Annotated in this window: 13 protein-coding genes and 1 pseudogene; 1 reads left to right on the forward strand and 13 read right to left on the reverse strand. The window is 38.2% G+C overall.

The features are described from left to right. Positions 1-136 precede the first annotated feature (136 nt). Positions 137-1,231: a M20/M25/M40 family metallo-hydrolase gene (locus tag OC533_RS01595; RefSeq protein WP_185482101.1), complete on the reverse strand. Its 1,095-nt coding sequence runs from the start codon at positions 1,229-1,231 to the stop codon at positions 137-139. Between the two features lie 122 nt (positions 1,232-1,353). On the opposite strand from OC533_RS01595, the gene prli42 reads away from it, so the two are divergent. After that, positions 1,354-1,449 carry a stressosome-associated protein Prli42 gene (gene prli42 / locus OC533_RS01600; protein ID WP_087942097.1) on the forward strand — a complete coding sequence of 32 codons (96 nt, stop codon included), beginning with the start codon at positions 1,354-1,356 and terminating at the stop codon, positions 1,447-1,449. 156 nt (positions 1,450-1,605) lie between these two features. Here prli42 and OC533_RS01605 read toward each other — a convergent pair whose 3' ends face one another. From OC533_RS01605 to OC533_RS01660, 12 genes and pseudogenes are all read right to left on the reverse strand, one after another. After that, positions 1,606-2,856: a dihydrolipoamide acetyltransferase family protein gene (locus OC533_RS01605; RefSeq protein ID WP_045554147.1), complete on the reverse strand. Its 1,251-nt coding sequence runs from the start codon at positions 2,854-2,856 to the stop codon at positions 1,606-1,608. Between the two features lie 30 nt (positions 2,857-2,886). Then, complete coding sequence (locus OC533_RS01610) at positions 2,887-3,870, reverse strand: alpha-ketoacid dehydrogenase subunit beta (protein WP_003729885.1); 984 nt, start codon at positions 3,868-3,870, stop codon at positions 2,887-2,889. A 16-nt stretch (positions 3,871-3,886) separates the two neighbouring features. Beyond that, positions 3,887-4,882, reverse strand: a complete 996-nt coding sequence (locus tag OC533_RS01615; protein ID WP_112119844.1) for a thiamine pyrophosphate-dependent dehydrogenase E1 component subunit alpha — start codon at positions 4,880-4,882, stop codon at positions 3,887-3,889. Positions 4,883-4,906: 24 nt separating this feature from the next. Beyond that, positions 4,907-6,334, reverse strand: coding sequence for a dihydrolipoyl dehydrogenase (gene lpdA / locus OC533_RS01620; RefSeq protein ID WP_185484171.1), 1,428 nt, complete (start codon positions 6,332-6,334; stop codon positions 4,907-4,909). A gap of 13 nt (positions 6,335-6,347) precedes the next feature. Next, complete coding sequence (gene buk / locus OC533_RS01625; RefSeq protein ID WP_194323433.1) at positions 6,348-7,415, reverse strand: butyrate kinase; 1,068 nt, start codon at positions 7,413-7,415, stop codon at positions 6,348-6,350. A gap of 136 nt (positions 7,416-7,551) precedes the next feature. Continuing rightward, positions 7,552-8,418, reverse strand: coding sequence for a phosphate acyltransferase (locus OC533_RS01630; protein ID WP_194323432.1), 867 nt, complete (start codon positions 8,416-8,418; stop codon positions 7,552-7,554). 129 nt (positions 8,419-8,547) lie between these two features. Continuing rightward, positions 8,548-10,239 carry a DNA repair protein RecN gene (recN, locus tag OC533_RS01635; RefSeq protein WP_003766795.1) on the reverse strand — a complete coding sequence of 564 codons (1,692 nt, stop codon included), beginning with the start codon at positions 10,237-10,239 and terminating at the stop codon, positions 8,548-8,550. Positions 10,240-10,261: 22 nt separating this feature from the next. Next, entirely contained in the window at positions 10,262-10,711 is a 450-nt protein-coding gene (ahrC, locus tag OC533_RS01640) for a transcriptional regulator AhrC/ArgR (protein WP_003766793.1), read from the reverse strand. Between the two features lie 190 nt (positions 10,712-10,901). Beyond that, positions 10,902-11,726 (reverse strand): TlyA family RNA methyltransferase, encoded by an 825-nt coding sequence (locus OC533_RS01645; protein ID WP_070753156.1) that lies wholly within the window; start codon positions 11,724-11,726, stop codon positions 10,902-10,904. Further along, positions 11,723-13,643 (reverse strand): annotated as a pseudogene (gene dxs, locus OC533_RS01650) (1-deoxy-D-xylulose-5-phosphate synthase). The gene OC533_RS01645 and the pseudogene dxs overlap by 4 nt, the downstream one beginning before the upstream one ends. A gap of 165 nt (positions 13,644-13,808) precedes the next feature. Further along, positions 13,809-14,009: a cold-shock protein gene (locus tag OC533_RS01655; protein ID WP_003719639.1), complete on the reverse strand. Its 201-nt coding sequence runs from the start codon at positions 14,007-14,009 to the stop codon at positions 13,809-13,811. Between the two features lie 198 nt (positions 14,010-14,207). Beyond that, complete coding sequence (locus OC533_RS01660) at positions 14,208-15,089, reverse strand: polyprenyl synthetase family protein (protein ID WP_003771729.1); 882 nt, start codon at positions 15,087-15,089, stop codon at positions 14,208-14,210. Position 15,090 lies beyond the last annotated feature (1 nt).

Genomic DNA, 15,090 nt, shown 5'->3' on the forward strand with positions numbered 1-15,090 from the left:
TCTTCCTTTCCGGTTTATTAAGGCAGAAAAATCTGTCTTACTTCAACATGACACATAAAAGTATCAACATCATTTACTATATCAAAGAATTGCTTCTTGGACAATGAATCAATCCGAATTATTTGACTTTTTTTTATTAATTTAGCTTTCTCAGTAGAATTTTCTCATTTTTTGCCGATTCAGCTAAGTCAATGACGAGTTGTGTCAGTTTTTCTAACTGCTCTACGGAAATAGTTTCTTTTTCTGAATGGGCATGTTCATAACCGGCCGATAAGAGCATTGTAGGCACGCCTTTTTCATTAAGCACGTTGGCATCAGTACCACCTTCTAAAAAGATCTCGCTAGTCTTTAAAGCTTGTTTTTTAGCTGCTTTTTGAAAAATATTCATAAGTGGATGTTGCTGGTGGATTTTGTAGCCTTCGTAAATAAGTCTTGTATCTTCTGCTAATGTAGCACCATATTTCTCACAGGTTTGATTAAAACGTTCTCTGATTGTTTGGATATGAGGTAATGCCTTCCTAAAACTAGCAGCAGATTTGAACAGAACTTCTAATTGTGCATCTTGTTGATTTTCATCATTTACTCCACCAGAAAACGACTGGATTTCCCATCTGTTCTCGCGGTCAATCCGGCCTGGTCTCGTTGCATGAAGCGCCATTCTCGCTACTGATATGGGTGACATCTGGGTCGCATCAGGGCTTGCAATCGTGAAATCAACTGCAACTAATGTATTCGCTTGTAATTGATAATTCCCAACTTCTCCAGGAGCATCGAGACAATAACCATACGCTGCTGTTATTTTTTCTTCTGGAAATAAACGCATCCCAATCATGCCCAGTTCTTCTTTAGTAGTAAAAATGAATTCAATTTCTCCATGAGGCGTTTCTTCTGTACTAAAATAATCCATTGCCGCTAACATGGCTGCAACTGCTGCTTTATCATCCGCCCCTAAAGAAGTCCCATTTAGAGAAGTAAATATGCCATCTTCTACTTGAAATTCTGGTGAAGCTGCATTTGGATGCGTATCAACGTGGCCACAAAAGAAAATGGTCGGGAATTTCACAGCTGTTGCGGGAATTCGCGCAATTAATCCGTTATCTTCATCTAAACTGTAGGGAATATTTAATTTTGTTATTTGTTTTTTTATGTAAGTTAACACTGCTTTTTCTTTCCCAGAAACAGATGGGATTTGAATTAATTCTGTAAAATATTTTTTTACATTAGCTATCATCTTGTTTTCACCTACATTCTTCCTTTTTGCTTAAAAAAATAAATAAACCACTTGAAATTTACTGTAATTATAAGTAAGATGGATATATCTGAAATGCTTTATGAGAGGAGTTTTCTTCCGCAATGACTAATAAAAAAGTAGTTCGCGTTGTCGTTATTTTAATGTTAATCGCGATTGTATTATCCAGCGTTTTAACCGGGTTATTAATGTTTTTATAGACATCCGAGGTCTGAGCCAATTTGGTTCAGGCTTTTTTATTTTTTTCCTCAAAAAAAGAGCAGCACCCGAAAGTACTACCCAAGACATCTAGGGAGTTTAGGGGTATGGATCTAGATGTACTAAACAATACCCGATAAACCTAGATTAAAACATTTTTAATACAATGCTGTATTTTCTTTGGAAATCTTTTCAACATTGGATTTAATTGCTTGTAAGAATTTACCTGCTAGTAGGCCGTCTAAAATACGGTGATCGATGGATAGACATAGGTTCACCATATCTCGTACAGCAATCATATCGTCAATAATGACAGGACGTTTAACAATCGATTCCACTTGAAGAATAGCTGCTTGTGGATGATTAATAATGCCCATTGATTGAACAGAGCCAAATGAACCAGTACTATTCACAGTGAAAGTGCCACCTTCCATATCAGCTTGGCTCAGTTTACCATTACGTGCTTTTCCGGCAAGTTCGCTTATTTCGCGAGCAATGCCTTTAATGGATTTTTCGTCTGCATTTTTAATAACTGGAACGTACAATAAATCACCAGCTGCAATCGCAATCGAAATATTGATATTCGCGTGCTCGATGATTTTGTCGCCTGCCCACGTGCTGTTAAGTTGCGGGAATTCTTTCAATGCTTGTGCAACGGCTTTGATGAAAAAGGCGAAATAAGTTAATGAATAACCTTCTTCTTTTTTAAAGCTATCTTTTACTGCATTACGGTAACGAACAAGTCCAGTTGCATCTACTTCCACCATCATCCATGCGTGCGGAATTTCTTGTTTGCTCACGCTCATATGTTTAGCAATGGCTTTTCTTACGCCATTGATTGGGATTTCTTTATCGCCAGCTGCGGAACGAACAGGAGCAGGAGTTGGTGCTTTTTCTTGTGCTCTGTTTGTTGGTTCCTCTGTTTTAGTAGCTACTGGTCCATTTTCGATTACTTGAAGTAAGTCTTTTCTTGTAATTCGACCACCTTTACCTGTGCCTTCTACAGTGGATAAATCAATATTGTTTTCACCAGCAATTCGTAGTACGGCTGGAGAAAATCTTCCACTAGCTGGTGCTTCTGCTAGTTTCACTTGTTTTGTTTCTTGTTTTTCTGGAGCTTTTGTTTCTGTTTGTTCTACTTCTTCAGCAGGCTCAGAACTTCCTGCATCTGCGGTTTCAATTGTACAAATAACCTCGCCCACTTCAAGCGTTTCGTCTTCTTCTGCTAAAATTTCTTTAATTGTCCCGCTAAAAGAAGATGGGATTTCTGCTGTTACTTTGTCAGTAAGTACTTCTGCGATAGCATCATATTTTTCAACTGTATCGCCTGGTTTAACTAACCATGAACTAATCGTACCTTCTGTTACACTTTCCCCTAATTTGGGCATGGTGATTTTTTCAACTGCCACGGGTCTTCACTCCTTTAATTTAAAACGGGTCTAAAATTCCGCTAATTCTTTCATTGCATCAGCAACTTTATCTGGATTAATCATAAAGTGTTTTTCCATCGTTGGCGCAAATGGCATCGCTGGAGTATCTGGTCCTGCAAGTCGTGCAATCGGTGCATCTAGGTCAAATAGACAATGCTCAGAAATAATTGCAGCTACTTCACTAATGATACTTCCTTGTTTATTGTCTTCTGTTACAAGAAGTACTTTACCAGTTTTCTTTGTTGCTTCAATAATAGCTTCTTGGTCTAATGGATAAATTGTGCGCAAATCAAGAATGTGCGCTTCTACGCCTTCTGCAGCTAACCGTTCTGCTGCTTGTTGGGCGAATTGAACAGCAAGACCATAAGTAATGACCGTGATATCATCGCCTTCACGTACCACATTTGCTTCACCAATAGGAACAATATAATCCGTTTCAGGTACTTCACCTTTTAGTAAACGATAGGCACGTTTATGTTCAAAGAAAAGCACTGGATCGTTGTCGCGAATCGCTGCTTTTAAAAGTCCTTTTGCATCGTACGGGGAAGATGGTACGACAATTTTTAAACCAGGTTGTCCAAAAAACACTTTTTCGACTGATTGTGAATGATAAAGTGCTCCGTGTACCCCGCCGCCAAAAGGTGCGCGAATAACCATTGGGCAAGACCAATCGTTATTAGAACGGTAACGAATTCTGGAAGCTTCTGAAATAATTTGGTTCACAGCTGGCATAATAAAGTCAGCAAACTGCATTTCTGCAACTGGACGGTATCCATACATCGCTGCTCCAATTCCAACTCCGGCAATCGCGGATTCAGCAAGTGGTGTATCAAGAACTCGGTCTTCACCGAACTCATCATATAAACCAGCAGTCGCTTTAAAAACGCCACCTTTTTTCCCTACATCTTCTCCTAAAATAAATACTTTATCATCGCGCTCCATTTCTTCTTTAAGCGCCATTGTTATTGCATCAATATATGAAATGACTGGCATTCAAATTCCCTCCTAATCAGCTATTCGCTTCTTCATCGTATACATAAAGTAGAGATGATTCTGGTTCAGCGTATGCTGCACTTTCCGCGTAATCGGTCGCTTCATTAACTTCTTTAGCAATACTTTTTTCGATTTCAGCAATTTTTTCTTCTGTTAAATAACCTTCTTCAAGTAATTCTGTTTGGAAAATTTTCAGCGGATCTTTTCCTTTTGCTTCGTCGACTTCTTCTCTTGAACGATAACTGCTATCATCATCATCTGAGGAGTGTGGTGTGAAGCGGTAAGAAACTGTTTCGATTAATGTTGGTCCCTCGCCATTTCTTGCACGATCTGCCGCACGTTTAAAGGCAGCATATACTTCTCCCATATTCGAGCCATCTACGCGCTCACCAGGGATACCGTAACCAAGTGCCCGGTCAGATAGTTTTTCTGCTGCATATTGTTTTGATGCAGGTACAGAAATTGCATATTGGTTATTATGAATAACGAAAACAACTGGCAACTTATGTACAGATGCAAAGTTGATTCCTTCATGGAAGTCTCCTTGGTTAGAAGATCCTTCGCCTGTTGACGCATAAATTGCAATGTCATCTCCAGCCATTTTGGCAGCAAGACCAATACCGGCTGCATGTGGAAATTGAGTTGTTACAGGAGAACTTTGAGTAACAATGCGATTAGATTTTTGACCAAAGTGAGCTGGCATTTGACGTCCGCCCGAGTTTGGATCTTCCGCTTTAGCAAAGGCAGACAACATAATATCTTTTGCTGTCATTCCAAATGCTAATACGACTGCTAAATCACGGTAATACGGCAAGGCATAGTCCTTATCTAAATCAAAAGCAAATGCAGCGCCGATTTGTGCTGTTTCTTGTCCTTGTCCAGAAATGGTAAAAGGAATTTTCCCAGAACGGTTAAGCAACCACATACGCTCATCAAGTCTTCTTGCCATTAACATTGTTTCATACATTTTAATTAATTTATCTTCTGTTAAACCTGCTTCTTTTAAAGTCATTTTTGTTCCTCCTTTAAAGCTGTATTAACCATGAATTGCATTACCATCCACAGCAAGGGCAGCTTCTCTAAAACTTTCTGATAAAGTTGGGTGTGGGTGAATTGTGTTTCCCACTTCCCAAGGCGTTGCATTTAAAACTTGTGCTAAAGCGGCTTCGCTAATCATGTCCGTCACATGCGGTCCAATCATGCTAACACCAAGAATATCATCTGTCTTTTTATCTGCAATAATCTTAATAAAGCCATCAGATTCTCCGTAAACAAGCGCTTTTCCAATGCCACGGAAGAAGAATTTGCCTTTTTTAACGTCATGACCACGTTCTTTTGCTTGTTCTTCTGTAATACCAACACTTGCGATCTCAGTAGAAGTATAAATACAGCGCGGAACTAAGTCATAATCGAGTTTTTCAGTTTCTTTACCAGCAATGTGATTGGCTGCAATTGTCCCTTCTTCCATTGCTACATGCGCAAGTTGAATTGTCGGAATACAGTCACCAATCGCGTAAATATGACTTTCTTTTGTTTGGTAAAAATCATTTACTTGGATAAAGCCGTTTTCGGTCGCAATATCCGTGTTTTGTAATCCGATATTTTCTGTATTGGCAGAACGACCAACTGAAACAAGAATTTTATCTGCTGTGAAGGTCTGCTCTTCGCCTTTAATGACTGCTTTGATTTCCACACCGGAATCTGTTTTTTTATAACTAGCTGCTTGAACTTCAGCAGATGTATGCATTGTTAGTTTTTTCTTTTTATAAAGTCTTGCTAATTCTTTCGCTACTTCTTTATCTTCTGTTGGCAAAATTCGGTCCGCATATTCTAGCACAGTAACTTCTACGCCAAAATCATGCATCATCGAAGCCCATTCCATTCCGATAACTCCACCACCAACGATAATAATCGATTTTGGTAAAGTTTCTAAATTAAGTGCACCGTCAGAAGATAATACATTTTCCTCATCAATTGTTAAACCATTTAATGTGCGAGGTTTTGAACCAGTTGCAATAATTAGGTTTTTAGGAATTAGCATTTCATTTTCTGAACCATCTTCAAATTCAACTGAAACTGTTCCGGCTGTTGGTGAAAAGATGGAAGGTCCTAAAATAGTTCCCGTGCCAGCAAATAAGTCGATTTTGCCTTGTTTAAATAATTGGTGAATCCCTTTTTCTAATTGGTCTACTATTTGTTGTTTCCTCTCTTGGGCTTGTAAAAAGTTTATTCCGGCAGTTCCTTCTACCGAAATTCCAAATTCGCTTGCTTTTTTAACCGTTTGCAATACTTCAGCTGAACGTAATAAAGCTTTTGTTGGAATACAGCCTCGGTGAAGACATGTTCCACCAACTTTTCCTTTTTCAACCACGGCTACTTTTTGTCCGTTCTTTGCGGCTTGGATCGCTGCAACGTATCCGCCTGTTCCCCCACCAAGAATAACTACATCATATTCTGTTGCCACATTATCTCCTCCTTTAGTACACTTTTTCTTTTTCAATTCCAGCGAGAACACGTTGTACACCACTGTTTAGAGCTTCTAATTCATCTTCTCCAGGTTCTATAATTACTCTGGTTATCCAGTTTGTTTGCTCGATAATTTTACTTGTAAATAGTTCACTTCTAGCAAGTCCACCAGTTAAAATAATAGCATCAATTTTGCCATGTAAAACGACGGAACATGCGCCTATTTCTTTACTAACTTGGTAAGCCATCGCATCAAAAGCTTTGATGGCATCCTCATCACCAGCTTGAACTTTATTTTCTACATCTAACATACTATTTGTTCCTAGATAAGAAATCATCCCGCCACGACCGACGATTAGCTCGTGTAGTTCACGTTTCGTCCAATTGCCACTAAAACAAGCTTCTAAAAAATCATTCATTGGGAGCGAACCAGATCGTTCAGGGCTAAAAGGACCATCGCCATCTAGTGCATTATTTACATCCACTGCTTTCCCTTGTCTGTGTGATGCAACGGAAATACCTCCACCAAGATGCGCGATAACAAAATTCATTTTCTCATATTCCGAACCTAGCTCTTTAGCAATTTTTCGCCCAGCCGCCTTATGGTTCAATGCGTGAAAAATACTTTTTCTAGCAATAAGTTCATTTCCAGAGAATCTAGCTACTGGTTGCATTTCGTCTACTACAACGGGATCAACGATAAAACTTGGTATTCCGAGCTTATCTGCTAATTTTTTAGCAAGCATAGCACCAAGGTTAGAAGCATGCTCACCGTACTTGTTGTCTTTTAAATCCGCTAACATTTTTTCAGTAACCATATATGTACCGCCAGCAACTGGTCGAAGCAAACCACCTCGTCCAACTACTGCATCTAATTTATTTACATCATAACCAAACGCATCAATCACTCGTCGCAAAACTTGCCATCTAAAATCAAATTGTTCCTGTACATTGTTAAAGTCGGCGAATTCTTGCATTGTGTGTCTGACTGTTTCTTCAAAAAGTACTTTATCGCCATGATAAACGGCGAGTTTTGTAGAAGTGGAACCAGGATTTATTGTCAAAACATCATAAGACATTTGATTTCCTCCAAATTTAATTGTGAAAAATGCTGTAGGTTATCATTTTCCCAAGGACTATTGTAACACGTAGGGCGTAATCAAATAAAAGCCTTTGCATTCATATCATTAAAGTCCGTCTATTCACATTATTTCATTATTTTCCAACCATTCTAACAGTTAGGATAAATGAAGCTAATTTATTTTCTGGTGTATCATTTCTGGAAGATATAACAATCGGTACTTTTGCTCCGACAATAGCACTACCAACTCTAGCTCCCGCAAAGTATACGAGCGATTTATAAAGGGCATTTCCGGTTTCAATATTAGGAGCAATTAAAATATCCGCATCGCCTGCAGCATTATTTTTAATCCCTTTATGCTGTGCTGCCTCTTTTGAAATAGCTACATCAAGTGCAAGTGGACCAGCAATATCTACGTTCTCTTTGAAATGGTTTGCTACTTCATTCGCTTCGACCGTGGAAGGCATTTTTTCGGTAACTTCTTCCACTGCACTAAGTAAAGCCACTTTTGGATTTGTTAGACCGATTTTCTGAGCAACATTTAGCGCATTTTCTGTAATTGCTATTTTTTCATTTGTTTTTGGAGCAACATTCATCGCACAATCTGTTAATAATAAAGGCTTGTGGTATGTCGGAATATCGAAAATAGCAATTTGGCTTAATAATTGCCCTGTCCGCAACTCATTTTCCTTTTTTAAGACATGATGCATTAAAGTAGCTGTCGGAATAAATCCTTTGACCAATATATCTGCTTCTTTATTTTTCACAGCTAAAATCGCGCCTTGTGCTGCCTCTTCTGCTGTATTCGCTTGAATCCAAGTGACGCTGTCGTTTGCCGTTAAGCTTCGATCTTCTTTTTTTCCAAATAAAAGAAACTTGCCTAAACCTTGATCCAGCGCTATACGGATGGTTTCTAAAACGACTTCATCATCTGCTCCAGCTACTGCAAAAACCAGCGAACTCGTTTCTGCCACTTCTTTGAAAAATCTTTTGCTTGTCATAAAAAATAACTCCTTTATCGCACAAAAAAGCCGCATTTCGAATTAGTAGTTGTTTTTATGACCAGGTAATAATTTCTACCTTATTCATTTTAAGCAAAAACTATTCGATATGCAAGCAATTTCGTTTTTTTAATAGGTTTGTTTTACTTTTTCAGCTTGTTGAATCATTTCTTTCGCGTGTTGTTTTGTTAGTTCAGTCACTTCTATCCCAGCAATCATACGACTGATTTCTTCTACTTTTTGCTCGCCTTTTAAAATTGTGACGGAAGTAGTTGTCCGTTTATTTTGCACTTTTTTTGTGATGTAGTAATGGTGATTGGCCATTGCAGCTACTTGAGGCAAATGACTGATACAAAGAACTTGTGAACCAACAGAGACTGCATAAATTTTTTCAGCAATCGCTTGGCCGACACGTCCGCTTACACCCGTATCCACTTCATCAAAAATGATAGATGTAATGCCTTGATGTCTTGAAAAAATAGTTTTTAACGCTAACATCATTCGTGATAACTCACCGCCAGAAGCGATTTTCGCAAGTGGTTTTAGCGGCTCACCTGGATTGGTCGACATATAGAAGACGACACTGTCTTGGCCTGATTCCGTTAATTCTGTTTTGTCAGACTCAAAGTGAACACTGAAAATAGCTTTTTCCATATATAGTTGATTTAATTCTTGTTTAATTTGTTTTTCTAACGTGGTTGCTGCTTTTTTGCGGATGTCAGTGAGTGTACTTGCTTGTTTTGTGAGTTCTGTTTTTAATGTTGCCATTTTAGTTTCTAAATGCCCAACGTGGGACTCACTATCCGTCAGTTTTTCCATTTCAGTACTAATTTCTTTTTCATACTGAATAATATCTTCAATGGTTTTACCGTATTTACGTTTCAGTTGATTTAAATCATTCAAGCGTGATTCAATTTGATTCAGTTCTTCTGGTTGGAATTCAAGCTGATCAAGCGATTGTCTAATTTGGCTCATACTGTCTTCAAGCATATAGTAACTGGATGATATTGCTTCACTAACTGCTTTATAATCAGTATGAATACTCGCAGCGGCTTCCATCTGGCGCATTGCTTCTCCAATAAATTCAAGTCCGCCCGGTTCTCCTTGGATAGCCGTATACGCTCCTTGCAAGTTTTCATTTAACTTTTCAAAATTGGCTAAAACATTTTTTTGTTCTAATAAACGATCTTCTTCTCCAGCTTGCAAATTTGCATTTTCGATTTCTTGTTGTTGAAAACGAAGCATATCGAGCCGCTGTGCAAGTTCTCGCTCATTTTTCGTCCAATTTTGCCATTCTCTCAAAATAGTTTGGTACTCTTTAAAATTAGTTTGATATTTCGTTAAAGCGGGTTTAATTTTATCAGCAGCAAACCTATCTAGTAGCGATAAATGAAATTCTTCATTCATTAATTCTTGGTGTTCATGTTGACTATGAATATCTATCAATTTAGAACCGATTTGACGTAGCAACACCGTAGTTACTAGTTTTCCGTTAATACGGCAACTATTTTTACCGGAGCGAAATAAGCTACGTTCCAAAACGACCATATCATCCGAAGCATCTATTCCATTTTCCAAAAGTGCATTACGGCAGGCAAGATTATCTTCTGCTAGGGCAAATAAGCCTTGCAGTTCCAAACGTTCCTCACCGTGGCGAATAAAATCAGTCGATCCCCGTCCGCCAACAAGAAGACCAAGCGCATCAATAATAATTGATTTACCTGCGCCGGTCTCCCCAGTTAATACCGTCATCCCTTCTTGAAAAGTTAAAGAGAGTGATTCGATGATAGCAAAGTTTTTAATTGTCATTTCTTGAAGCAAAATCCTTCACCTCCAACAATTTTTAAAGCATATCTATAAAACGATCTGTTAATGTTTTTGCATTTTCTTCTGAGCGACAAATGATTAAACAAGTGTCATCTCCGCAAAGTGTTCCTGCTTTTTCTGGCCAGTCTAAGTTATCTATTAGCGCACCAACAGAGTTCCCATTACCTGGCATTACTTTTAAAATAATCATAAATTGCACTGTATCGATACCAATAAAGCAATCAATTAAAGCGCGTTTTAATTTTTGATGGGGGTTAAAGCTATTATCGGCAGGGAGACTATATTTATAGCCACCAGTTTGTGTTGGAACTTTGACTAGATGAAGTTCTTTAATATCACGGGAAACGGTTGCTTGGGTTACTTTAACATCGCGTTCTAACAGAAGTTCTACTAAATCTTCTTGCGTGTCAATCTCATTAGATGTAATCAATTCTCGAATAATAATATGACGATGACCTTTATTCATTCCTTCTTCACCTCACGATAATTTTCTACTTACATCTTATCCGAAAAAACGCATAAAGTCACGGAATTAATGCAAAATTATGCAATAAAGTCTAGTTTAATACTCTATACATTGAAAATACATGCTTAAATGAGTATAAACAGCATAGTAAAAGCAAAAACCGGAAAACATCACTGCTTTCCGGTATACATTATTTATCTAATTTAGTATGTGCTTTTGTAATAAGTTTTGTAATTGCAGCTGGCTCTAAATGATTTTCACCAGTTTCTTTGCCAGTCCATTTAAGATGCGCGATAAATTCAATGTTTCCTTCTCCACCAGTTATTGGTGAAAAATCAAGCCCCATCAAGTCATAACCATTATCAAGCGCAAATAGAGCAATGTTTTCAACGACAGCTTCATGTACAGCCGGATCGCGAATTATTCCTTTTTTACCCACCTGTTCACGCCCTGCTTCAAATTGTGGTTTGATTAAAGTCATCACATCGCCGCCTGTTACGAGCACAGTTCTAAGTACAGGTAAAATAAGTTTGAGTGAAATAAAGGAAACATCAATCGTTGCGAATTCCGCTAAGCCTTCCGTAAAATCAGCTGGCGTCACATGGCGAAAGTTAGTCCGCTCCATGACTGTAACTCGTTCATCATTACGTAATTTCCATGCAAGTTGATTATAGCCAACATCAAGCGCATACGAATGTCGTGCCCCATTTTGCAAAGCACAGTCTGTAAAACCACCAGTAGAAGCTCCAATATCAAGCATTAGTTTATCTTTTACATCAAAATCAAATACTTGTAATGCTTTTTCTAATTTCAAGCCACCACGACTCACGTAAGGCATTTGTTTTCCTTTGACTTGCAGTTCGCTATCTGCCGGAATTTTTTCTCCAGGTTTGTCGACACGTTCTTCTTTACGGTAAACAATTCCAGCCATAATGGCACGCTTTGCTTTTTCTCTTGTTTCAAATAGTCCTTGTTCTACTAGCAGAATATCTGCGCGTTCTTTTTTTATTGTCATAGTTTCTTCGCCCTTAACTTACTCGCTTTGTGCGAGCATTTCATTTATTTTTAATACAATACCAGTTGGAGATATACCATAGGATTCAAGAATTAGCGGGACAGAACCGTGACCAATGAATTCATCTGGCAACCCAATACGATGGATAGTAACATCCGTATAATTATTTTCTTCCATAAATTCTAACACACTTGCGCCAAATCCGCCTTTTAATAATGATTCTTCTACTGTTAAAATAGGGATTTTTTGCTTAAAAATTCGGTGTAATAAAGCTTCATCTAGCGGTTTAATAAAACGTGCATTAATGACACCAACACGCTGACCTTGATTCTCTAATTGTTCAGCTGCTTTAAGTGCCTGTTCGAGTGTTGGTCCAAAAGTTAAAATAACAGCATCAACAGGCTGAATAATCGTTTCCCATTCGCCAATTGGTATAAGCTTACTAGATTCAGAAAGCTCTTTACCCGGTCCATTTCCACGTGGGTAACGAATTGCAAAAGGCCCATCATCATAAGCAAAAGCAGTGCCCATTAATTGTCTAGCTTCTTCTTCATCTTTCGGCATCGTGATAATCATATTTGGAATACTATTTAGAAAAGAAATATCAAAAATACCTTGATGTGTTTCACCGTCTGCTCCAACAAGGCCAGCACGATCAATCCCGAAAACGACATTTAATTTTTGCCGACAAACATCATGAACCAACTGGTCATAAGCTCTTTGTAGAAATGTCGAATAAATAGCTAGAAAAGGCTTCATTCCTTGCGTTGCTAAACCAGCCGCCATTGTTGTTGCATGTTGCTCTGCAATTCCAACATCAAAAAAACGTTCTGGAAAAGCTTTAGCAAATTTTTCTAATTTTGAACCTACAGGCATGGCAGGAGTTATGGCAACGATACGTTCATCATTCGCTGCTAGACGCATTAATTCATTACTAATAACAGAACTCCATGAGGCGACAGTCTTAGCAGGCTTAATGAAGCTCCCTGTTTCGACTTTATATGGCCCTGTACCATGCCAGGTGCCACGGGAGTCTAATTCGGCAGGTTGGTACCCTTTTCCTTTTTTCGTGATGATATGGAGGAGTACAGGCCCTTTAGTCCGCTTAGCTATTTCTAAGTTGGTAATAACATCTTCTAAATTATGCCCATCAATCGGTCCTAGATACATAAAACCTAATTCTTCAAAAAAAGTACCCTCTACAAGCAAATGTTTTATGCCGTCTTTTGCTTTTTCAGCAGTGTCAGCTAACTTTTCACCGGCAGTTGGAATTTTTCGCATTAATTTATCTATATTTGTTTTTGTTTGTTGAAATGTATTCGACGTTCTTAATTTTCCAAGGACATTGTGGAGTGCTCCTACATTAGGCGCAATGGACATATCATTATCATTTAAAATAACGATCATATCTTTTCCCATGTCTCCTATATGATTCAAGGCTTCAAATGCCATCCCACCAGTGAGCGCCCCGTCACCGATTATCGGAATAACATAAAAGTCTTCTTTTTTTATATCTCTAGCAATAACCATACCGGCTGCAGCAGACAAGGAAGTCGAGCTGTGGCCAGTTTCAAATACATCATGAATAGATTCTTTTCGTTTTGGAAATCCATCTAGTCCGCCGTGTTGACGTAAAGTACCAAATTGATTTGCCCTTCCAGTTAGGATTTTGTGCACATAAGACTGGTGGCCCACATCCCAAATAAATTTATCATTTGGACTATTAAAAGTGTAATGCAGCGCAATCGTTAGTTCTACCACACCAAGATTAGGACCAATATGCCCCCCTGATTTGGAAGTAGAAGTAATTAAAAAAGCGCGAATATCCGCCGCAAGTGCTTCTAATTCTTGTATATCCAATTGTTTCATAAAGGAAGGATCCTTTATTTTTAAAAGATCCAAATAAAAACAACTCACTTTCCAAAGAGTCCACGCATGAATACGTGCAAAGTCTTTTTTCTCGATTAATTGTTCTTATTATAGCAAATAATTCTAGTTATACCAAACAAGGAAAGGTGATTTTAGGCAAATAAAAAAGCAAATCACCGAAATGATTTGCTTTTTCTTATTCAAAAAATAGAATTACGCTTTTTGAACGTTAGCTGCTTGAGGTCCGCGTTGGCCTTCTTCAACGTCGAAAGTTACTGCTTGACCTTCGTCTAAAGATTTGAATCCGTCGCCTTGGATAGCGCTGAAATGTACGAATACATCGTCACCGTTTTCGCGTTCGATAAAACCAAATCCTTTTTCTGCGTTAAACCATTTTACTGTACCTTGTTCCATGTTCATGTTCCTCCTCGTGTGTTATGCACACTAATTATTTACTATTCTTGCTTAACGGCACGAGATGGAAAGTTGTTCACAATCGTATCTTTCACCCACAAAAATAATCTTACATTAGTATAACACGGTATTTTAAGAAAAGCAAATCAATTTGAATTATATATGTGAAAAATTTTTGAAATTACTAGATAATTATGATTAATTTTCTCTAAGTGCGATTAAATCAGCAAGTTTAAGGAGAATTTCATCGTCGAAATCATGTCCTGAAAGCGCTGACTTTGCAATTGAAACATGCTCATTTAATGCCCGTTTAGCACCTTCAAGCGTGAGTAATCCGGGATAGGTACTTTTATTCAGAAAAGCGTCGACCCCTGTCTTTTTACCCATTTTTGTTTCATCGCCAATTACATCTAAAATATCGTCGCTAATTTGAAAACCAATGCCGATATTTTCTGCAAAAATTCGTAACCGTTTTGTTTGTTCTGGAGTTGCTTCGGCGATTTTTGCGGCTGAAGTTACTGCGAAAATTAATAGTTCACCAGTTTTACGAGCGTGGATAGATGCTAGTTCTTCTAATGTGACTTGTTTATTTTCAGCTTCCATATCGGCTTGTTGCCCGCCTACCATGCCTTCTGCCCCACTGCTATAACTAATTTGATTAATTAACGCAATACGCGTTTCGAAGGATAGGTTTTCATCTTCTGCTAGAATAGAAAAAGCAAGTGTTAACAAAGCATCTCCTGCTAAAATGGCTGTTGCATCACCGTATATTTTATGGTTCGTCCATTTCCCGCGTCGATAGTCATCATCATCCATTGCTGGTAAATCATCGTGAATCAAGCTATACGTATGAATCATTTCAAGTGCCGTAGCTGTTTTTAAACCGCGCATTGGCTCAATATTTAAGGCTTGAAGTGTTGCAAAAACAAGCATTGGACGAATTCGTTTTCCGCCAGCTTGTACTGAATATAACATTGATTCTTTCAACTTAGGTTCGATATTGCGCATATTTATTTCTTTAAAAAGCGACTCATCAAGTACTTTTTTATAATGATCTAGAAAAAGTGTCAAATCTTGCAAA

The sequence above is a fragment of the Listeria sp. Marseille-Q6474 genome, from assembly GCF_946902005.1.
Taxonomy (GTDB): domain Bacteria; phylum Bacillota; class Bacilli; order Lactobacillales; family Listeriaceae; genus Listeria; species Listeria innocua.